Genomic DNA, 21,929 nt, shown 5'->3' on the forward strand with positions numbered 1-21,929 from the left:
TAGCAACGATGAATAGTAATGATATTAATGAAGAGCTTAACCTATTATCAGAAAAGCTAGAAGATACAATTAAACACCAAGAGCGAGAAGCTATTTTTGCAACTGAAGCAAATCAACGTTTTGAAAGAAATTGGCAGTGCTTCACACAGTATTACCCTGAAATTATAGGTGCTTTATCTAATTTAACATTACGAGATGATTTCTGTATTCACGTAACGCTAAGTGGTCATGGCAATATAATACCTGAAAATGCCCCAGCCCCCCTTTATTCTCAGAACCCGCTTGAGCAGAGCCAAGAGCAAGTTAAACGCCAGATTGCCCATCCTGTTCTTAGTCTAACGGACTATACAGGGTATCCGGATAGCAGTTCAGATAAACGCCTTCACACTGAGTATATGGTCAAACTTGGTCAGTTTATGCGTAAATTGAGAGAGTTTGACGAGAAAAAAATAGAGCAATTACCTGGTGATTTTCCATCAGGTATTATTTTTGGCGTAGGATTAGGGTATCACATACCAGAATTATTAAAGCATACTGAGTTCGATTATTTATTTATTATTGAGCCTGATCTAGAGCAGTTTTATGCAAGTTTATTTTGTATTGATTGGTTTGATGTTATTGAAAAAATTGATGATCAAGGAAACTGTCTTTTCTTTAATCTGGGAGCAGATAAAAACACGTTCATTCAAGATTTAGAAAGTGTAGTTGAAGATATAGGGGCGTTTTCAGCGGTCAGAAGCTTTTGTTACCAACATACGCCAGGACGTGACATTAATGAGTTAATAGCCAACTGGGCTGCGGATTACTTCCGCTTCCAAATGGGACATGGTTTTTTTAATGATGCAATAACTGGGTTTGCTCACTCAATTTCTCACCTTGAAAGTAACCAATTTTTTCTTACGAATAAAGACAAACTACCGGCTTCGTTATTAGATATTCCAGTGTTTTTAGTTGGCAATGGCCCATCGTTAGATGAGGCTATTGACTATTTAAAAAACAATCAAAATAAAGGGATTGTTGTAGCTGCAGGGTCTGCTCTAGTATCTTTAGAGCGAATAGGTATTCAAGCTGATTTTCATGTGTTAGTAGAAAGGCCTTACGCTAATTATAAGATAGTCGCTGACTCCTTACCAATCGAAGCGTATAAACGAGTTAATTTATTAGCCGTTAATATGGTTCACCCTAAGACGACAGAGTTATATGAATGGTCTGGGTTAGCGCTGAAAGGTAATGAAGGGGGGACTGATTTAATTAATTTTCTATCATTAAAAAATCGCTCTAAAACATTGCCATTAATTCCATATAGCAACCCACTTGTCTCTAATACTGCGCTGTCATTTTTCTTAAATTTTGGTTTTAAGAATGTTTATCTATTTGGTGTTGATAATGGAAGTTTACCTTCTGGAAAGCATCATAGTGATCATAGCTTTTATAAAAAAGATAAAGACGATGAAGAGGGTATTGGGTGTGTGCCTGTTACAGAGAAAACTCTACCGGGTAATTTAGGTGATGGTTTTGTTTATACTAACGACTTATATAAAATTTCACATAGTCAGTTGGAAAAACTAGTAGAGTTAAACCCCTTGGCTGATGTATTTAATATTGGTAACGGGGCTAAAATTAAAGGCGCTATTTCATTAGCTGCGGATGAATTAATTGACTCAGAAAACAGCTTAGATAAGCCTCCTTTGGTAGAGTTAATCAAGAAGCGATACTTTGAAAATCTGAGTTTGGATAAATTAAATGATGAAGATTACGAAATACAGCGCTTTATTGATATGTGCAGCCATTTATTAGTTATTAGTAACGAACCTTATACAACAATCAAAGAAGCCGCAGATTTACTTAAAAGACAGCAACGGTATGTGTATTCATTTAAAAATTCACCATTAGGTCATATTTACCATATGATGAAAGGCTCGTTATTATATTATCACTGCCCACTAATTACATTGCTTTATAGTTATGAAAATGAAGCATTTACATTAGAACAATTTGATGAGCTTTTCTCGCTTTGGCAAGATTATATTATTGATATGAAAAGCTACTTTGAAGATAATTACAAAAAGCCCTGTGATTTTCTCAATGACGAACAACTTAAAGTGATGAATAAAGGCGTGTAAATTTTTTATATTAGTTTTTGGGCACGCTCATAGCTCTCGGGCGTGCCGATATCCATATACTCATCATCTACGATCCATCCTTGCATTTTTCCAATCATATTAGGCACTATATCTTTACTTAAATCGTAAAAGGTATGCTCTTTTAATTCTTTAAAATACCGCTCATAAACAGAGTCAGAAAAAACAAACAACGCTCCACTTGCTAAGTTGCCTGGTGGGTTACTCACTTTTTCATGGAATTCATGGATAACATTATCAGCATCCATAACGACAATGCCGCATTGAGTCGGTTGATTCGACGTAAATAGTAATAGCGACATATCTACATGAGCAGGTTTAACGTTGTGTGAATTAATAAGGCCGCTTAAATCACTGAGGCAAAAATTATCAGCATGAATAACGATTACTTCTTCATCTTTCCAAAATTGAGCATTGTTTTTTAATGTTCCGCCAGTGCCAAGTAATGCGGTTTCTTTAACGATAGTTATTTTATCTCTATAGGGAGATTGGCTTATGTAGTTTTCTACTTGCTCAGCGAGATAGTGAACGTTAATAAGTATTTCATTTATACCCAAATTAGCTAATTTTTCTAACCAGTAAGATAAAAGAGGGCGGCCAGATATAGGCACTAAACATTTTGGAATCGTATTGGTTAGAGGTTTGAGTCTAGTGCCTAATCCTGCTGCTAATAATATTGCTTTCATAGTTTAAATGACTCCAAAACACGTTGTTGCAGAGTGTTAAAAGACAGTGGCTGGTTTCCGAGAGTATCAACTTGGCAAGCAGCTGCGATACTGGCAATATAAAATGCTTGCCATGGCGTAGCGCCTGAACATAAAGCAAGGCTGCTAGCCGCTAAGAAACAATCACCAGCTCCTGCAGGATCAACCGCATTACTGTTAATAGCTGGCAGCATATCATTTTCCCATTGACCGTTTTGATTTGGCAGATGAATAAAAACACCTTCTCCTGCAAGGGTAATAACTAGATATGTTGGATTCGCCTTTTCGCAGAGTTTTTGTGCTAGAACGGGCAAGCCATCATCGATATTATTTAAAGCAACGCGGACTTCTTTTTCTGTTGGTGTAACTAGCATCATATCTTTATAACGCGCGATATCACCAACTTGAGATGATGTTTGACTGTCAGCGACAACATGTACATCGTTTTCTTTGCATAAAGCAATGACTTTATCGACCAGAGTTTGAGGTAATAATCCATAATTAAAATCAGAAAATACCAGTAAATCGAAGTTGTTAATACTACTTTCAAGTTGCATGTATAAATCGGTTTGAATTTCTTTAGAAATTTTATGCTGTCGAACTTGATTGACCCTTAGAAGTGTTTTATTCCCAGCTCTATATCGTGATTTTAATGGTGTAGGGCGACTGCCATCATCGAAAAGTATAGTATCAATATTGTATGCGTTAATATGATTTTTTACGTAATCAGCCTTATCATCCTTACCAAGTACAGAAAAAAGCTTTACATTTTTTGCACCAAGCCCTTTTATATGGCCAGCTGTAATTGCAGCCCCGCCTAGAAAAGTATCTGTTCTGTCTGGTGTCATTACAATGGTAGGATCTTCTTGAGATAAACCTACAGCCGTACCTTGAATATATTCATCAACGATTATTTCGCCAATTACAGCAACACGGTTTTCACGAAATTGAGAGAATACCGTATTGATTGATTGATAATCAAACTGGTGCCTTGTTGCATAACTTTGACATTTTTTGTAATCAAAGTTATGACCATGGCTTATTGTTCTTGTAATGTATTGTTCGGAATTAGATTCAAACTCACCAGAGCCAAAAATCAACTTTCCCCCATATTTTTTTAGTGCTTTGTATTCAGGGTTTTCTTTTTCTTCAAACTCTTTACCCTTTACAACTGCGTAAGGCTGATAATTTGCAATTAAAGAATTACTGCATAGTTCAGTCAAAAATGCTTCATCCACACACTCAAGTGATTGAACCATTTCAAGGCGATGCAATTCTGACACCCTACTTTTTATTAGCATATTACTGTCATTATTCACTGCGACTATAAGGTAATCACCGCATTCTTTAGCGAACTTTAGCAACCTAATATGCCCAGGATGGAGTATATCGAAATTGCCGATGACTAAAACCGTTTTTCTTTTCACTTTATGACCTTAATTTTCTTGGCAGTAATCGTTTATGGTATCTTCAATAGATTGATATAGTAAAGTATTGGTTAGAGTATTATACGCTTCAAGGGTTCCATATTTATTTGGAGTAACACCTTTTGAGAGTGCACTTACAGGTGTGATTAAAGATGAGTTTAAGTCTAATTTACTCGCAAGCATTCTTAAAAAAACATAATAGCTTAGATCTGATTTTCCACTAATTTGAAAAATCCCTTTCTTTTTATTTTGAATGATCAGTTTTAACAGTGTTGAAAAAAACTGAATTGATATTGGCGCAAAGTAATGGTCATTGAATGCATTAAACACCTGCTTTTTGTTAAGAGATTCGATCATGCTTTCAATTAAAGAGTATGGGCGATGAATAATTTTAGATGGTCTAATAATACTCGCATTAAAATTATTTTCGACGATATAGTTTTCAACCTGAAGCTTTTGTTGTCCATAATTTGAGCAGGGTGATTTAATCCCATCCCATACACTGTAAGCTGATTTACAATCAAACACATGATTAGTAGATATAAAAACAACAAAACAGCCGAGTTTATTCACTTTTTCAAGTAATAATTTAGTTCGCTGTACATTTACGAGTAGGGTAAGTTCAGGCTGCAGTTCGCATTGTTTAATGGATGTTATACTGGCAAGTATAATTACCGTGCTGATTTTATACTCAACAATCGCTTTTTCAATTATGTTGAAACTATCTAGCTGGAGTAAGTCGAAGTAAATAGCTTCGCTATTCTCTTTTCTAGAGGTATAAAAGTAATCGGGATTTTCATCACGTAGATAACGACCAACAACAGAATCACCGCCAATTATTAATGTTGGGTTATCTATATTCATGAGTTATTAATTGGATCTAATTGTGGGTTGATAGAAATTAATGCACGAGTTATTTTTCGTTCATCGAGGTCGTTCAGCGCATTATTTATGTCATCTAATGAGTAGCTAGCTGAGAGTAGTTTATCAAGAGGTAGATTATGCTCTTTGTATAAATTTACTAGTTTGGGTATATCAGAGTCTGGGTACGAATTACCACCCCAGCTACCAGATATCTTTTTTCCACGATGAAAGGCGTGTGGCTCTAAGCTTATCTTTTCACCTTCTTTAGGGTGAGAGGCAAAAATACATTCACCTCCTTGCTCTTTTGTTACTTCAAAGGCGGCTTCTATGGAGCGACATGTCCCCCCCGCCTCAACGGTATAATCACATCCGCCCGAAGTTAACTCTTTAATTTCTTCTAGGTAAGTTGGTGAATTTGCATTAAAGCAGTGAGTGGCACCTAAGGCTTTAGCCAACTCAAGCTTTTCAGGCTCAATATCAACAGCAATCAGTTTATTTGGTTTGAATAATGTTGTTGTGATCAGTGCACTTAGACCAATGCCGCCTAGACCGAATATGGCAATATTAGTGTCTTCTTTGGGCTTTAGTTGATTTAAAACTAGCCCTGCACCTGTTGGTAACGCACAGCCCAGCAGTATAGCAAGCTGTAATGGCATACCTTCTGGAAGCTTAACGACTCTATTTTCAGAGACAATGGATTCTTCAGAGAATGTGGTTACGCTACCTGCATTAATTTTAATGTCGTTGTATGTATAAATACCACCTGGGGCATCTATTCCTTCCCCCTTTATCCAACCAAGCACAACAATATCGCCAATCGCGACCTTACTTACTTGCGGACCAATTTCTTTTACTTTTGCGACAGCTTCGTGACCTAATAAATGAGGTAAGTATTTATCTTCACCTCTAAGCCCTTTGGCTTCCATTAGTTGTGAGTGGCATAACCCAGTATAGATGATATCTACTTTTATTTGCCCTCTTATGAGTGTAGGAGCAACGAGGTTATCTATCACTCTTAAAGGCTCTCCTGTTTTAAATAACACTGCAGCTTTCATTTATGTATTTCCATTTAGTAAATATAATTATTTTGCGGAAGTCGATTTTTTATTTGCTCAACTTGTGACAAGGGGTAAGGTAGAAAGATTGGAGATGTATGAAGCTCACTCGCATCTTGTATCGTTTTATTTGCCATAACCTTGCCTATTTTTAAAGGATCTTCATCGACCCAGCCAAGAAATTTTTCACCTAAAAAATGAGCACAAAAGCTCGCTGCTGGACCCGTCCCTAAGATGTGGCAGGCTGGTAATTTTTTCAGCTGCTGTATTTTTAGATTAAATGATTCTAAAAGTGGCTGCTCATTTTTTATTGGGCTTGTCGCTTGTTTTGGGAAGGTATGGGTGTTTGATACTAAAACAGTAATCTCTTTATTTAATTGTTTGATAGGAAAGAATACGTTTTTAAAATGCTGATCAAGTAGTGTTTTTAATGTATGTTTTGTGAAATGTGAAACATGATCATAAATAGAAAAGTCCCATTCATTCTCGGCAATATTAGGCACTTGAATTACGGCTATGCCATTATTAGACAATAAGGCATTAATACTATCTAAAAATTGAGGTGGTGAAGTAATATGCTCTAAAACATGAATCAATGTAATTATATCAAAACGATGATCTATCTTACTTAAGTTGCCTTTATAAAAAGAGGCAAGGTTATATTTCTGAGTTAAGTTTAACTGGTAATCACCCGATACATCATGTGCACTTTTAGTCCAGTTTGAATAACGCTGTGAAACAGCCTCTAACATTACACCGCTGCCAGTACCTATATCAATAAATTGAGCATTTGCGTGAGGCAAAAATTCCTCTGATATTTTTAGTATTTCACTACAACGAGTAAAGGGGATATCTGCAGTAAAATTAAGCTGCTCTTTACCATTTTGAACTGAGTAAGGTCGATAGTGAGTGTAGATTTCATTTATGTTATTTAAATAATGAGCATCTATATTCTTTTGATAATGCTGGCAATGTTGGCATTGGAAAATATCAGCAGTAAAACTTACGTTTCGACAATCAGATGCAATTGGTTTATTAATATGTAACATATCCACACTTGAGGATATTTCATTATTACAAATGATACATTTCACAAGCTATAATCCTTAAAGAATATCTTCTAATATTTTTGTTTGAAAATGCGTTTCAATTAAATAACGTTCTATTTTTGCTATGGTGTTTTCTTCATCTAAAATATGTGCTTTATCCGCAAATTCCCTTCTTTTATATATTTCTGAAATAAAGACATTACCAATAATAAAACACCATTTAATTCTAGTCATTTGAAAAGCGGTTATAAATTCTCTTTTGTTTTTAGTTAAAAAACCAAATAACGGCAACTCTTTAATAATGCTTATTTTATCAATAGGCACAGGGATTTGAGGTTGAGAGAAAAAATCGGCTGTAAGTTTCCAAAGTGAGTCGATGCCAGCATACTCAAAATCATAAAAATAAAGCTCATTCTGATCTATTAAAATATTATGAAAACCGAAATCTGAAGGCGATAAGTAATTGCAGTCAAGCGACATTTGCCCATTAAGTTGACGGTTGTCTTTTTGTACTTTATAAAAAAAAGGCATTATTTTATTTTCAACTAAACTTAAAAAAGCTGATGAAATAACTTCTTGCTTTTGAATTATTGAAAACCGATTAGTAACAAGTAATTCAAAGTCAGCTAATTTTTTTACCGCATCTTTTGCATTTATTATCTGTAATTTTTGCTGCTGAGAGTTACAATTAACAATAAAACTAAATGCACTTTTTATATTTTGTTCTGTTGGTTGAGTTACTTTCTCACCAGGTAGTTTTGACATAAGTAAATAACCCAACTCAATATCGCAGGCAACTGGTGTAGCTGTGTTATTTTCTTTATATTGGGTTAGTGCCTTTAAAAATGAAAATTCTCGCTCACACTTAACTTTATAATCATTGTTCTTAGTAAAAAACTGCTTAAATATATACTCATTTCCACTATCTTTAACATTAAAGACACGACTATTTGCACCGCCTGAAATTTCATTTATATGACAGGGAGCTTTTAAATGCTTATATAAAAAATCGTTCATTTAATTACTTAACACACAAAGCAAGTAAATAGTGTGCCATAGGATAAAAGCCTGTATGGACAACTTCATCATTCATAGAAAATAAAAACACATGCTTAAAATGCTTATCACATAGCGCTTTAAATTCATGGCCAGATTTACAATTGATATGGCCTGCTTTACTTGCTGGTGATGCATATTGTTGAGATTCTAACGATGGCATACCTAAAATGACAACCCCGTCATTGTTGAGCGATAGTTTTATATTATTGATAAATGTATCTTCAAATTTTGCTGGAATATGTTCAAGTACATCTAAGGAATAGGCCGAATCAAATGTGCTCTCAAATGGCTTCTCTAAAATATCATGTACAACAGGGATTAATGGCCATTTAACAGAGTTACGTTTAATAATATCTTCGATAAAACGAGGCTCTATATCGGCAACGGTTAGTTCCTTAACTTCTTGTCTGACGACACGACTACCAAATGCATCACCACAACCAATCTCCACCGTTTTTTTATGTCCAGAGAGCATCTTTGATACAAATTTATATCGTGAAAGCATAATACCGAGGCGTCTTGGATCCAGATCCCATGTTCCATTACTCATTAGCCCCAACTTTGATTGCTCTGTTTCGTCTAAAAAGTCATGGTAGTCTTCTATATAAGTTGGTTCTTGGTTATCCATAATAATTACTCATTTGTTGAAATTGAGGTAAATGCACCAAATTGCTCTGGCATATAATTGATCGTTTTAAGGATGGCTGTATGTAATTCGCCTCTACAGACTGTTATATCGGCATCAACATTTCTATCTGTTAGGTTTTTATTTTTATTCGATACAGTTAATGAAAACGTCTCGAAAGCATAGGGTTTTTCAAAATCTAATTTTTCTGTGATATCTTCATATTGCAGAGGGTATTCCCATTTTAAAAAACGTTGGCGAGCAATTTTTTCTAATCGAATTAAGTCATATTCATCAACATAAGAGCGATACTTTCTATTATTGTTTAATGTTTTTTCAAGATTAAAGCCTGTAGTATCCCCGATGATCCCTTGCCAATTTTGACCATGATTAATCGTCTCAGCAAGTAAAATATCATGCCATCCTATTTGTAAAAATGAGGTAACCAGTTGAAGTGTTTGTTGAGGGGTTGCATGGAGTTGTTCTAACTTTATCGCTAGGCTCTTACTGTTTTCACATCCAGTTAGATCGCTTCCAGCATATAAGAAATGTCTAAAGCATGACTCAACCGTAGATCTCCCTAACGATATTTCATAGTCAGGTAACTTTTGCAAGTCATTGCAATGAGCAAGAGACATCCTAATAAAAGACGCGATAGGATCTCTTACTGAATGGCAAACTAATAAGTGATTGAACTCGTCATACATTTTCCTCATTACAGTATAATTAGGAGTATGTAATTGATAAAAAATAACTTTTTTATCTGAAGTGTTAATGCCTAGAAGCTGATATATAATAATATGAATAGCTATAAATCGAATATTGAATGCTTTAGGCTTATTTTCTAACTCTAAAATAAGCGCTTCTTTAAACTTTTTCTTATCTAAATTTAGTAACCCTGTTTGCGTTCTAGCCATATTATTATTAAAGTTAATATACTGGTTACTAACACACTGAGAGTAACTTTCAACAAATAGATTGTTAAAGTCTAAGATGAATTGTTCGGTAAATTCTTTATTTTCAAGATCCGCTGTATTAAAAATATGCTGAGCCAAGTTCATCATATAAGGGGGGAGGCTAATGACTTCTGGATGCCCATCAAGGAGTGAGTGGAGAAAAAAAGAGCCCCCTCTGCCATAGCATACTCCGACCGCGACTTTAAAGTTCATATTACTGACCTGCTTGTTGGGGATTGATTTTTGTTAATTTATTAATACGCGCTACTAATATATCGAAAGCGTGCTGTAGATGATTCAAGTCGTCTTTTTCCCAAATAGTCATTTGAAGTTTACTATCATTAAAGAAAAAATCTTTTCCTATTTCTAAACCCGAACGCTTTGCTGTCCAAGATGAGCTCGCAGGGTTGTTTTCATCAATCATTTGGAAAATTATAGAGCGGGCACCCTTAACAAAGCTAATACTGTAGTTAGGCCCACTAGAGACTCCCATATTAATATAGGCTAGTTCGTACAGTGCTAAACGGACACAAAAGTCCATTGAAGCCTGGGGGCAGTGGATGTATTTTTTTAACCTGTCGTCAGGTTTTTCAGTGCTTTGATATGTATCTCTTATAATCACAGGGCAATATATTGTCAAATCAAGTGAATCAAGGAATGCAGACCACTGAGCAATGTCACTATTTCTTTTTGGCTGCGCTTCGTATTCTCGAAGTGTTATTACGATGATCTTTTTATTATCGGGTAATGAATTTAAAAAAGATGCAGCAAGATTTTTACCTACTAAAGGTGCGCTGAGGACGCTCATATCATATTTCAAAGGTACACTTCTTAGTAAGAGAGTGTTGATAGCGGGTGACTTTTTATTTGTATAATACGATTCAGGGAAGACGTTCTCTTTTGTTGCAAGGAAAATAAAAGCGTCCTCTTTAAAAGGAAATTCAGTAATAGATATGTAGCTAGGAACACAGGTAAAAACTGTTTTGACTATTTTCTCAATCCGCCATGCGTAATCATCAGCATCATGAAATCGAAGTGTATTAAAGTTTTCACCGACTGTTGAACGATCGTGGACTAAAATAAATTGAATATATGTTTTATGTTGCTCTATTCTCGCAATTTCAGCTAACACCACAAAGTTAATTACATCAAAACATGCTAAATGAACTGATAGGTCGTAAACGGCATATAAGATATCTTCACTACTGACTTGCTTAGCTAATAATGCATTGTAATGAATTAGTTTTTTCTTTGTATGGTCAAAAAAATAAGTGCGCTCTAATGGCAGGCCTTTTTCACGTAAACCATTACATATTTCAGAAACAAACATGGAACAAATAATAATTCTATCAATTTGATCATGAGGGACTAACGCCAAATCTTCAAGGCTAAGAGCTTGAGTGCCTTTGTAGGACTCTCCACCATCCGTACAAGCAAATAGATTATTACCTGTATTGATTGAAGATTTTAAAAATAGTTCTGTCGGTGAACTTATACCATATATTATTGTATACATTTATTATTCTTAGTCTAAGCCAAAGAAAAGGCGATTTTGTGTACTATAAAGAGTGTAATCAGCTAATGTATCAAGTTCAATCCAGCGACCGTCGATTAAAAGTACGTCGACGAAATATTGGTTCGCTAATTTTTGTAAAAGCGAAGTCATATACATATTTTTTACACTAAAATCATGAGATTCATTAATAAATAGTTGCAGTTGCTCTATTAGCACTGTTGCTTCTACTTTAAACATCCCCATAAATTGGGCCATTGCTTGTGATTGACTTGTAAGCTTATTGCCAATATTTGTTAATGTTAATTGATCATTGTATATAAAGCTTTCAGCGTCATCATATGGGTTTTCCATACGCATTTCCCAAAGTTCTTGCCATTTTAAATTACCAAGGACAGTTAAAGGGAATGAAGACTTATGCTTAATTAGTTCTTTTAATGTATCGGTATGGTAGGCAATGTCTGCATAGAGAACAATGAATTCTTCGTCAGCATGTTTTTTAATCCAATCGATTGACTTAGCTAAGCTAAATACCATATTCGAGCTATCGTATTCAGTATTAATCACAATGTTATTTGTATACTCTAATATTGCTTCACTTTTAAACCCAGTGATGACTAATGTGTCTTTTATTCCTAAAGAATTGAGTTGGCGTAATTGCCTTTTAAGCAATGGTTCGTGCCATAACTCCACTAAGCACTTTGGCTTATCTGTTGTTAAATGCTCGAGTCTTGAGCCTGTACCTGCGGCAAGTATAATGGCTTTCATTTTAAAATATATCCTTGAAAAGTTGTATATCTTCATCGCAGTAGGGGGTATTTCTTTCAGGGTGCCACATAATCCCAAAGATACTATAGCGGCTATGCTCTATTGCTTTGACTATATTGTCACTACTTTTAGCTTTTGTTAATAAAGGCTTTTTTGTTGTAGTGGTCCCTAGAGTATGATATGAGTTTACAAATCTAGGTAACTGCTCTTCATCCGTTTTTATTTCAATTATCTTATTAACGTGGCCTTTTATACAGTCTAACGAGCCACCATAATGAAGTTGTATCATTTGCATCCCTCTGCATACGCCTAGAATAGGTAAGCCTACAGTTTCGCAATGTTCTATTAGAAAAGCCTCTACATCATCTCTTTCTGGGGCATCCCCAGCATAGTGCATTGGCGAATTGCCTCCTGTGAAAACAAAGCCATCTAACTGGACTCTAGCAAGCAGAGCACGACAAGTTTTTATACAGTTAGGGATTAGAATTGGTATGAATCCGCAATATAAAAAGAATTGATACCATCGCTGATCTAAAGCATCACGACGTTCACCATAGGTTGGATGAATATCAACTCGTTGTGTTATACCAATTAATTTCATCTGATAATTATCACTTTTTTATTGTTTGCATCTAGCTCTAATTTTTCGGCTTTAAGCCATTTTGCATATAAAATTTCACCCGCGCCGATAACTGAAGGTATATTAAGCTCACCAGCTCTAATCGCCATATGGCTATTACATCCCCCATATTTAGTAATAAGCCCTGCAATTGGATGAGAAAACAACCAATCAAATCCAGGATCTGCTGAAGGAATAAAAACAATTTTTCCTGCCAGTTCTTCATATGCAGCTGGATTCATCGTTGTTTCGGCAGTTATTTTACCTTGTGTAATATAGTTAGGTTCACCTTCAGGCATGTTAAAAAAGTATGCATCAGATGGACTCGATATTAGTGGCGGGAGTGTGATCTGCTGTGCTTTTAGGTGATTTTTTTTCCCAGTATCGATAGAGCTTTTAATAATATTTAGTAGATCATCGCTACTTGAATAAGTTTTAAGTATGGATGATATATCAACATATGACATATCATCTGTATTTAACTGATGTTCAAGTCCTAACTCTGTAATAAGCTCAAGAGCATCACTTAGGCTATGAGTGAAGATAAACTTGGCATATTCTCTTCCCTCTATTGCACCTTTTATAAATGAGAACAGAGATATCACATCATGTTCAATGCCACTTTTTTCTAATAACTCTTTAAGAGCGGAAAGCTGTTCTAAACTCAAAGTAAAGTTATCGAAAGTTTGCTCTTTAACATTTTTATCTGATTGATTAAAGTAACGCTCTGGTGCCTTGTCATAACGAGGAGAAAGTATGTCGTATGTGCCTGGGCGAAGATGCCCATACTGCTGTAAAAAACTTGATAGAGGGAGGTTAATGAAATCTTGTTTTAATGTGGAACTAACAGTCGCAATTGAAGACAAAAACTTATTGTAGTCTTGCTCTGTTATTATATTTTTAGCAACCATTGAGCGTAAAAATTGCACCGCAATAAAACCAGCTCTCGCAAGCCCTGCAAATGGAAGTGTGCCATATCTTTTACAATCTTCCAGCAACCAGTGGATTTTCTCTACTTTAGATAAGCCGCTACTTAATATTTTTATTCGACGATTAGGGAGTGTGTTAATCTTTTCGATGTCTTTTTTCCATAAGCCATCATTTTTAATTATATTATTTGTTAATTTTTTTAGTGATTCAGTGAATGTTATTAATTCAGATTCGGAAAATCCAGCTTCACTTAAGCGTTTTAAACGCTCATTCAAATCTAAAGTAAAGCAAGAAAATATAATATCAAACTCAACTTTGTCATGCTTTTCGGGGGCATTTTTTAATTCGTTTATATAATAATTAACTAATTTTTCAGCAAGCCTATCAGGTGTATCTTTAGGTATAAATGAATTAAAACTTACTCTTACATCAATATAAGGTAAGCCAGCTAAGGAAAGTAAAAGAGGAAAGCTTCTTAGTTGCTTATAACCATAATTATTTCTTTGATATGCCCATGTTGAATCGGTAATTAACTCTTTATATAAAGAAAGAGCGAGTGGGCGAGGTCGAACACCAATAATTTCGGCTGGATTCCAATCAGGCATAATGCCTAAAACAGAGCGCTCTCCATTTAAATAAGGGTGTGGCTTTATGAATCTACTTATAGTTGCTTCTAGCGTTTTTAATATTTTAAAATGTTCTTGATCGCAAAAATTATCTAGGCTTTTAATTATCAAGGGTCTAACTTGAAATAGGTATAAATGTTTATTTTTATCAACTGCAAATTCAATATCTAGTGCATCAAGCCCATATATTTTTTCGAGTTCTTTACATAGAGAGCATAATTTAAATTGCCAAGACTCTTTATCTAATCCATCAAATTGCTTTGATATATAACTGACATTCTCATTGGAAGTACCTGCGGTTATGGCGTCAGTTGAACTGGACAATGAGTAGTTTAAAACATAGTAAGGCGTATTGTTAGAAGGATCTTTTGTAAAAGCGACTCCGCTAATGTCTACATTTTCCAGCATCGGTTGAATGAATATTTCATCATTAGGGGTGTAGTTTTCAAATGATTGATAAACACTTTCTATCGCACTTTCTAGTTTTTTCACTCCTTCGACATTGAGTATGGAGTCATAATAACCAGCATATGATTGAAAGGCGCTATCCTCACAGACAGCACTACTTCTTACAATTAGCTTTTTATCACTCCATTTATATAATGTAAAAAAACTATTCAGAACATCGTTAGATTCATTTTTCCATTGTTCTGCTGTAAAACAAAATTGCGGGAGTATCTTCGCAGTTGTTAAAATGTTCTGTAAAGAGATTAGATTTTGCGATTTGGTAGTAAAAATCATTCTAACGGACTCTAGCTAGCCAAGCTCTTGTTTTATAAGTTGTCTCAATAAAATCTAAGTTACTTGTTTTTTCTTCGACAAAAGCCATAAATTGCATAAATTTATCTTCACCTGCTTGTGCTCGAATATCGTTCACTGACCACCAGACGCCTAAATACTCTTCAGGTGTTTGTTTTATAGTATGAAACCCTTCTAAGTAAATAGCATCGGAGAATACATCGGCATTTCTTAGACGTTCTGTTAGTGTATCGGTAAAATCAGAGTTCCCAGATGACACGCGTTTTATATGAGGCGCTATTTCATATAACTTTTCTTCAATTTCGACAAGTAATGGATTGCACTCAATATGTCGAGGATTCCATACTGCTGTAAAAAAACCGCCCGGGCGTAGTACTCGAGAAAATTCTTTTATTGCTTTTTCAAAATCTACCCAGTGAAATGATGAAGCCATGGAAAGTAAATCGGCACTGTTGTCATTTAGCGTTGTATTTTCACCAGAGCCATTTACCCAGGTGATGTTTGTTTTTTGACTGTCCAAAATACCATGCTTTCTCATATCATCATTAGGCTCAATTGCGACAGTACTATTTAAGCCAGCGTGGTTGATCATACGAGTCCAAATACCAGTACCAGCACCGACATCTACAAAATCGATCTCATTATTATTCTTATCGATTAACCCTAAAATGGCTTTACATACTAAAGGGCAGTAACTAGGTCTATATAATGAGTAATTTTTTGCTAGGCCAGTGAAATCACCAAGTTTTTTTTTCATTTTATTAATTCCATTACAATTTTGTTGACTGCTTCAAGCGGCGTTTCTAGACCGTTATTATTAAGTATTAAATCCGGTGCTAATGGTTCTTCAAAAGGAATATCATACCCATGTAGATAATTCTTATTATTTAGCGCAGCTTCGGAATATAGCTGTTTTTGGTTTCTTTTAATTAATACGTCAGGTTCAACTTTAATATACACTTCAAAATATTGTGCGTTATTTGACCTGTTCCATTCCCTGACACTGTGAAACATGGATACTGTTGCACAAATAACGGTAGCTCCTTGTTGAGATAGCATGTTTGATAGCCTAGCATAAGTCATTGCTAGTGCTGAGCGAGAGTCGTTATCGTAATTTTGATTACCCAAAACCTCACGCAGTTTATCTCCATCAAGAAGGATTACTTTGTTTAACTTTTCATCCAATATGTTATGCAATATTTTTGCCAAGGTTGTCTTCCCTGCACCTTGACGACCTGTTAGCCAAATCACCATTTTAATTCCTCCTATTTATGAAAGAGTTAATCATTGGATGAACTTTCTTCCAATCACTCGTATTTAACTCAATGCTCGGATGTGGCTTTTGATTAAAAAGAATTTTTTCTGTTGGTAATGGAAATAAAGCGCTATTTAAGACACTACTAAGATCATCAATAAAAAAATCACATTGGAGAGTTGAAATCCGATTTATTTTTATTTCTTGTTTTTCATGAAATGATATGTTTTCAGAGGCAATAGGTCCATCGGTACAATTAGTAAAACCATGACTTTTTAGCCAATTAGTGGCCGCAATATGAAAGTTAGTTTTATCACCAATAATTGGGTATTTAGTCTTATGCGACACGATGAAAATACTATGACCTTCTTTTTTTAAGCTTTTTATTGCCTCTAGGCAACCTAGGTATGGTTTAGCTTGGTTAATTTCTTTCCCATATACGATACCTTGTAATTCAGTCCACTTTGGTTCATTTCCAGCATTAATAAAGTATGCTTTCACATCTTCTTTTGTTTGTCCCACTTCTTTTGGAAGCCAGCCTAATTTCACTCCAACGCGATGAAACACACCTGTATAGTCAGCAATAGTATTATCAAAATCGATACCGATAATCATATTACAGCTCTATTTTTTAGTGTTGTGATTATATCTAAAACAGTTAAACCTGCTTTTTTACGTGCATCTTCAGTACTATGAACTTGATCAATAAATTTATCAGGGATACCAAAACGGTGTACTCTTGGTGTTTTAGGTTGTTCACTAATATATTCAAGTACGGCACTGCCAAAGCCGCCATTCACATTGTGTTCTTCAAGAGTGATTATATGTTCAAAGCGCTCACAAGCTAAGGCTAAATATTGAGTATCAAGGGGTTTTACTGTATGAAAACTGACAAGCTCGGCGTTAATGCCTTTACTTTGAAGTTCAATGAACAAATCATTTGCGAGTGGCATAATCGTGCCCGTTGCTAATATTGCGACTGTTTGACCCTCTTGCATTGTATATGCATGTCCAAACTTTAAGTCAGGTAAAATTTTGTGAACCTTTGGCTCATTTTTTTTACCAATTCTAAAGTAACACGGCTGGTTGAGTTTGATTAATTGGGGCATTAATACGCTAAGTTCGTCTGAATCGGCAGGACATACAATATTCATATTTGGCAAGCTTCGCATTAACGCGATATCTTCAAACGAATGATGTGTGGGCCCTAAATTAGCATAGGATAAGCCTGAGCCCGTGCCAACGATGATAACGGGTTGGTTTTGATAAGCGATATCTATTTTTATTTGTTCAAAGTTTCTCGCTGTAGTAAATGGCGTAATGGTATAAATAAAAGGTTTTTGGCCCATCATTGCGGAGCCCGCAGCCATTGATGCCATATTTGCTTCGGCGATGCCTGCATTGATTGTTCTATCGGGAGCAATTTCTTTTAGATTATTGAATAAACGATTACCGATATCAGCGTAGAAAAGCATTAAACTGGTGTCGGATTTAGCTAATTCGGTCAAACAATTTGCAAATGCATTTCTCATTTTAGCCCCAACTCCTGTTTTGCTTTTTCAACTTCATCTTGAGTTGGTATACGATAATGCCAGTTGTTATCGTTTTCCATGAAAGAAATACCTTTTCCTTTAATTGTATCAGCGATTATACACACCGGTTTGTCGTAAGATTGCGCATCCTTTAAAGCGTCGCTGATAGCCAAAATATCATGACCATCAAGGCGAATTGTGTGCCAGCCAAATGCCCGCCATTTTTCTTCTAATGGTTCAAGGTGCATTATTTCACAGCTTTCACCAGTGCCTTGAAGTTTATTAAAATCAATGATGGCAACGAGATTGGATAGTTTTTTACCGGCTGCAAACATGGCCGCTTCCCAAATCGTTCCTTCATTGAGCTCACCATCGCCCATGAGAACATAAAAGCGATTAGTTTTTTTTTGAATTTTACAGGTTAATGCCATACCTGTTGCAAGTGAAAGTGCATGGCCAAGTGATCCCGAAACGGTATCAACTCCTTTAGGGGAGTTTATGCCGGGGTGCTCTTCAAAAACAGAGTCGGTTTGGCCGTGTTGATAAAGATCTACCACTGGGTAAAAACCCCTGTAGGCAAGTGTGGTATAAAGTGCACTTGCAGCATGGCCTTTACCAAGCAAGAAGTAATCCCTGCTTGGCATTGATGGTGTTGATGGTTCTACATTGAGTACTTGCCAATAAAGTGCTGTTAATATATCAGTACATGACAGTGAACTACCCAAGTGTGGGGTTTTTGTTTTACTCGATACGTCACATAATGTGTATCGTATTTTTGCTGCTATTTGCTCTAAATTCATAGTTATCTCTATGGTATGAACCAGTAAAAATCGCCAGTGTAACCATGGTCTTTAAAGAATACCTTCCAATCATCAACATGCATGATGGTCTTTGCGGTTAATGCCCATTCGAGCATACGCTCTTTTTCTTCATCATTTCGATAGGCATCAACAGTTATAAATGACTTTCCTTTACTTACACGTTCAATTTCTTGTAACGCGATAGCACATTCTTTTTCATCTAAATTATGGATAGTATTGATTGACATAACGACATCAAAGCTGTCGTCATCGAAAGGTAAACTCTTTGCATCCCCTTGTTGAAGTAAGTGCTTAACTTCTTCTTTGGCATGCTCTAAAGCATAACTAGAAATATCCAACCCAGCTAATTTTATACCTTTGATATGCTGTTGCAGGTCATAGAGCATGAAGCCTTTGGCGCAACCTACATCCAGTAAAGAACTTTCTTTTGTTAATTGAAAGTGAGATTGAAGATCAGGAACAACCGGTTGCCAAAAGCGAGACATGTAGCTAAAACCACCGTATCCATAGGTACGATCACCATCAAAAAAATCTTTACCATATTGGCGAGCAATTTCTCTATCAGCTTCGGTAATTACATTGGCTCTTCCCTTGGTGTCTCTTTTTGATTTAGGGTAGTTTTTTAATAAATCTAATTCTTTTCCTAGCATGAATACCTCAGGCTTTATGAATATAGTTATGTGGTTGTGTTTTTAGAGTATCAAGGTTGCTTTTGACCCAATCAATTGTTTTGGCAAGGCCGTCTTCGAGTGAAATACTGTCTTGCCATTGTAATTCTGATCTGATTTTTTGAGTATCAAGCAGGTAAGCAGCGTCTTTACCAAGTCGGTCACCTGTTATTTCACATGTCTGTTCAAATGGGACGTTTAACATTTTGCATAACATCTCCACAATTGCGCGGATTGTGATCATACGCTTTGTTGAAATATGATAAATTTCGCCATTACGTCCTTGCTCTCCAATTAACTGTGTTGCACTAGACACATCATCAATATGGATAAATGAGCGAGTAGAGTAGCCGCCACCATGAAGCGGTAGCTTTTTGCCTAATAATATAGACAGTATTGTTTTTGGAATTATTCTATACAGTTGTTGTCCTTCACCGAACACGTTGGCTGCTCTAGTAAAAACAACAGGGAAATCATAAACATCAGAAAATGTATGAAGACTCATATCAGCAGCAGCTCGTGATACAGCATAGGGCGTGCTTGGTTGGTAGTTCCGATGCTCAGGAACCAATCCTTCGCAGCTACCGTACACTTCAGGTGTAGAGATATGTATGTATTTATCTAAACTGTCGAGTTGACGAAGTGCATTGTGTAATTTGATAGTTGACACTGCGTTGGTCATAAACCAATGCTCTGGGTATTCCCAGCTTTGTCCCACCATACTTTGGGCTGCAAAGTTATAAACTGTGCCAACATTCTCTTGTTTGATATGTGTTAATATGTCATCTAAATGATGATTTAAATCGAGTTGTTTAAATGCTAGATTCGTTGTGTGGCAATCTTGCCATTTATAAGGTAACAGGGCATTAACGGGTTCACTAGAGCGGCTGATCGCGAGGATTTTTTTACCTTGCTTTAGCATGTGAGAGCAAAAAGAGGCGCCAGAAAAAGAATTACTTCCTATAACAATAATTGGTGAGTCAGTCATTTTGTAATTCCAGATAAAGAGCTTTCATTAAAATATGCCCGACAATAACTTGGGTATCTTCTGATATTTGCATATCCTGGATTTCGAAATGGAAAACTTGGTCAAGCATAGGCTTAACTTTACCGCCACAAAATCCTAAAATACCGACTGTTTTCATACCAATATCGAGTGCTTGTTGAGTCGCTCTAATTATATTTTCAGAGTTACCACTGCCAGATAAAATTAGTAAAATATCATGACTATTCGCTTTAACTTTTAGCTGATGTGCAAAGATATTTTCATAACCAATATCATTACCTAAGCAAGTTAAAACAGAGCTGTTAGCAGGTAACGCTTCAACTTTAAGTGCATTACCTTGCGGGCTTATACCAAATGTAAAGTCATTTGCTAGGTGGATTGCATTTGCAGCCGAACCACCATTTCCACATAAATACAACGTGCCATTATTTGCTTTCATAGTTAGCAAAGCATCAACAAGGATTTTAATTTTTTTGCTATCTAGCTGTTTTAGCACAGCCGTTAGGCTGGCTATATAGTTTGTTGTTAGGTCTTCTACTAAATCATTAGGTACCGCTGGGGTTCGCTGGTTGTTAATCATAGAACCTCTCTTTGCATCCATTTAAGGTTGTAAAAATGATCTTCATCTTTTAGTAAACCTTGTTTGTAAGCTGTAATAATTTCGATAATGGCAGTGTCGACATTTTTATTGGGTGTAAAACCAGTTGCGAGTAATTTATCTGAGTTAATACGGTAACAACGAGGGTCATTTGAAGGCGTTACATCAATCTCACACGCTATTTTAGCCTGCACCATTTTTGCAATATCCATAATTGAAATATTTTCAAACCCTGCATTAAACACACCTGAGACTTTATCTGGATTATCTAACATATAAATATAGAGATCCGTGATATCGTCAATATGAATATTTGGTCTGACTTGATCGCCACCAAAAACCGTAATCTTTCCATTTTTCAGAGCTTGCATTGTCAGCATATTAACAGAAACATCTAAACGCATACGTTTAGATACGCCGCATACGGTTGCTGGGCGAACAATTTGTACCGCCATATCGCTGGCATAACTAAGTAAAACACGCTCTGCAACCATTTTTGTTTTGTTGTATTCTGAAATAGGTTCAAGCGTTAAGTCTTCAGTTACATGTTCTTCATCTTTGATACCGTATACGCTACCAGATGACGCATAAATAAACTGCTTCACCCCAGAGCGCTTTGCTTTATCGGCTAAGCGCATAGTTGCTAACGCACTCACTTCCCATGTTAATTTAGGGTTTAAATCACCACAGGGATCGTTTGCGATAGAAGCAAGATGAATAATAGAATCCACACCGTCTAAGTTAATCGTATCAGTGTCGCGTACGTCACCTTTAATGACTGAGAGGTTGTCATGAGAGGGCAAAAAATTACCAAACCATTGGGTGTCAAATGCGATTACGCGATGGCCTAAAGCCAGTAGCTTTGGAACCAATACGGTTCCTTTATAGCCAGTTGCACCGGTAACTAATATTGTTTTTGGATTCATTTAATATTCTCTAATTCTTTGGTAGTCA

Annotated in this window: 22 protein-coding genes; 1 reads left to right on the forward strand and 21 read right to left on the reverse strand. The window is 35.8% G+C overall.

Annotated elements, in window-relative coordinates:
• The first annotated feature begins 8 nt into the window (after window positions 1–8).
• Entirely contained in the window at window positions 9–2,123 is a 2,115-nt protein-coding gene (locus HJP15_RS04445) for a motility associated factor glycosyltransferase family protein (RefSeq protein WP_054453858.1), read from the forward strand.
• Between the two features lie 5 nt (window positions 2,124–2,128).
• On the opposite strand, the gene HJP15_RS04450 is transcribed toward HJP15_RS04445, so the two are convergent.
• Genes HJP15_RS04450 through HJP15_RS04550 form a run of 21 tightly spaced genes read right to left on the reverse strand, consistent with a single transcriptional unit; the run spans window position 2,129 to window position 21,901 of the window.
• Window positions 2,129–2,827, reverse strand: a complete 699-nt coding sequence (locus HJP15_RS04450; RefSeq protein ID WP_054203346.1) for a nucleotidyltransferase family protein — start codon at window positions 2,825–2,827, stop codon at window positions 2,129–2,131.
• Entirely contained in the window at window positions 2,824–4,272 is a 1,449-nt protein-coding gene (locus HJP15_RS04455) for a PfkB family carbohydrate kinase (protein WP_170173148.1), read from the reverse strand. Before HJP15_RS04455 ends, HJP15_RS04450 begins: the two co-directional genes overlap by 4 nt.
• 9 nt (window positions 4,273–4,281) lie before the next feature.
• Complete coding sequence (locus tag HJP15_RS04460; RefSeq protein WP_054203344.1) at window positions 4,282–5,136, reverse strand: sugar nucleotide-binding protein; 855 nt, start codon at window positions 5,134–5,136, stop codon at window positions 4,282–4,284.
• Complete coding sequence (locus HJP15_RS04465; protein WP_054203343.1) at window positions 5,133–6,191, reverse strand: zinc-binding dehydrogenase; 1,059 nt, start codon at window positions 6,189–6,191, stop codon at window positions 5,133–5,135. Before HJP15_RS04465 ends, HJP15_RS04460 begins: the two co-directional genes overlap by 4 nt.
• A gap of 14 nt (window positions 6,192–6,205) precedes the next feature.
• Window positions 6,206–7,240 (reverse strand): class I SAM-dependent methyltransferase, encoded by a 1,035-nt coding sequence (locus tag HJP15_RS04470; RefSeq protein ID WP_170173149.1) that lies wholly within the window; start codon window positions 7,238–7,240, stop codon window positions 6,206–6,208.
• A gap of 57 nt (window positions 7,241–7,297) precedes the next feature.
• Window positions 7,298–8,257: a phosphotransferase gene (locus HJP15_RS04475; protein WP_054203341.1), complete on the reverse strand. Its 960-nt coding sequence runs from the start codon at window positions 8,255–8,257 to the stop codon at window positions 7,298–7,300.
• A gap of 4 nt (window positions 8,258–8,261) precedes the next feature.
• Window positions 8,262–8,927 (reverse strand): class I SAM-dependent methyltransferase, encoded by a 666-nt coding sequence (locus HJP15_RS04480; RefSeq protein WP_054203340.1) that lies wholly within the window; start codon window positions 8,925–8,927, stop codon window positions 8,262–8,264.
• Between the two features lie 5 nt (window positions 8,928–8,932).
• Window positions 8,933–10,093 carry a sulfotransferase gene (locus HJP15_RS04485; protein WP_170173150.1) on the reverse strand — a complete coding sequence of 387 codons (1,161 nt, stop codon included), beginning with the start codon at window positions 10,091–10,093 and terminating at the stop codon, window positions 8,933–8,935.
• Window position 10,094: 1 nt separating this feature from the next.
• Window positions 10,095–11,396 carry a hypothetical protein gene (locus tag HJP15_RS04490; RefSeq protein ID WP_170173151.1) on the reverse strand — a complete coding sequence of 434 codons (1,302 nt, stop codon included), beginning with the start codon at window positions 11,394–11,396 and terminating at the stop codon, window positions 10,095–10,097.
• A gap of 9 nt (window positions 11,397–11,405) precedes the next feature.
• On the reverse strand, window positions 11,406–12,161 hold the full coding sequence (locus HJP15_RS04495) for a phosphocholine cytidylyltransferase family protein (RefSeq protein ID WP_054203337.1): 756 nt from the start codon (window positions 12,159–12,161) through the stop codon (window positions 11,406–11,408).
• A 1-nt stretch (window position 12,162) separates the two neighbouring features.
• On the reverse strand, window positions 12,163–12,762 hold the full coding sequence (locus HJP15_RS04500) for a gamma-glutamyl-gamma-aminobutyrate hydrolase family protein (protein WP_054203336.1): 600 nt from the start codon (window positions 12,760–12,762) through the stop codon (window positions 12,163–12,165).
• The gene (locus HJP15_RS04505; RefSeq protein ID WP_170173152.1) at window positions 12,759–15,077 is read right to left on the reverse strand and encodes a PEP/pyruvate-binding domain-containing protein; all 2,319 of its coding nucleotides are present in this window, start codon (window positions 15,075–15,077) and stop codon (window positions 12,759–12,761) included. The genes HJP15_RS04500 and HJP15_RS04505 overlap by 4 nt, the downstream gene beginning before the upstream one ends.
• 1 nt (window position 15,078) lies before the next feature.
• The gene (locus tag HJP15_RS04510; protein ID WP_054453866.1) at window positions 15,079–15,852 is read right to left on the reverse strand and encodes a class I SAM-dependent methyltransferase; all 774 of its coding nucleotides are present in this window, start codon (window positions 15,850–15,852) and stop codon (window positions 15,079–15,081) included.
• Window positions 15,849–16,349: an adenylyl-sulfate kinase gene (locus HJP15_RS04515; RefSeq protein WP_054203333.1), complete on the reverse strand. Its 501-nt coding sequence runs from the start codon at window positions 16,347–16,349 to the stop codon at window positions 15,849–15,851. Before HJP15_RS04515 ends, HJP15_RS04510 begins: the two co-directional genes overlap by 4 nt.
• Before the next feature lies 1 nt (window position 16,350).
• Window positions 16,351–16,965 carry an HAD family hydrolase gene (locus HJP15_RS04520; RefSeq protein ID WP_212760625.1) on the reverse strand — a complete coding sequence of 205 codons (615 nt, stop codon included), beginning with the start codon at window positions 16,963–16,965 and terminating at the stop codon, window positions 16,351–16,353.
• The gene (locus HJP15_RS04525; RefSeq protein ID WP_170173153.1) at window positions 16,962–17,882 is read right to left on the reverse strand and encodes a transketolase family protein; all 921 of its coding nucleotides are present in this window, start codon (window positions 17,880–17,882) and stop codon (window positions 16,962–16,964) included. Before HJP15_RS04525 ends, HJP15_RS04520 begins: the two co-directional genes overlap by 4 nt.
• Window positions 17,879–18,682, reverse strand: coding sequence for a transketolase (locus HJP15_RS04530; RefSeq protein ID WP_170173154.1), 804 nt, complete (start codon window positions 18,680–18,682; stop codon window positions 17,879–17,881). The genes HJP15_RS04525 and HJP15_RS04530 overlap by 4 nt, the downstream gene beginning before the upstream one ends.
• 8 nt (window positions 18,683–18,690) lie before the next feature.
• The gene (locus HJP15_RS04535; protein ID WP_054453867.1) at window positions 18,691–19,353 is read right to left on the reverse strand and encodes a class I SAM-dependent methyltransferase; all 663 of its coding nucleotides are present in this window, start codon (window positions 19,351–19,353) and stop codon (window positions 18,691–18,693) included.
• A gap of 7 nt (window positions 19,354–19,360) precedes the next feature.
• Complete coding sequence (locus HJP15_RS04540; RefSeq protein ID WP_170173155.1) at window positions 19,361–20,359, reverse strand: GDP-mannose 4,6-dehydratase; 999 nt, start codon at window positions 20,357–20,359, stop codon at window positions 19,361–19,363.
• Window positions 20,352–20,957 carry an SIS domain-containing protein gene (locus HJP15_RS04545; RefSeq protein WP_082355636.1) on the reverse strand — a complete coding sequence of 202 codons (606 nt, stop codon included), beginning with the start codon at window positions 20,955–20,957 and terminating at the stop codon, window positions 20,352–20,354. The genes HJP15_RS04540 and HJP15_RS04545 overlap by 8 nt, the downstream gene beginning before the upstream one ends.
• Window positions 20,954–21,901 (reverse strand): NAD-dependent epimerase/dehydratase family protein, encoded by a 948-nt coding sequence (locus HJP15_RS04550; protein ID WP_170173156.1) that lies wholly within the window; start codon window positions 21,899–21,901, stop codon window positions 20,954–20,956. Before HJP15_RS04550 ends, HJP15_RS04545 begins: the two co-directional genes overlap by 4 nt.
• Window positions 21,902–21,929 lie beyond the last annotated feature (28 nt).

The sequence above is a fragment of the Pseudoalteromonas sp. NEC-BIFX-2020_002 genome (genome assembly GCF_013002825.1).
Classification (GTDB): Bacteria; Pseudomonadota; Gammaproteobacteria; order Enterobacterales; family Alteromonadaceae; genus Pseudoalteromonas; species Pseudoalteromonas neustonica.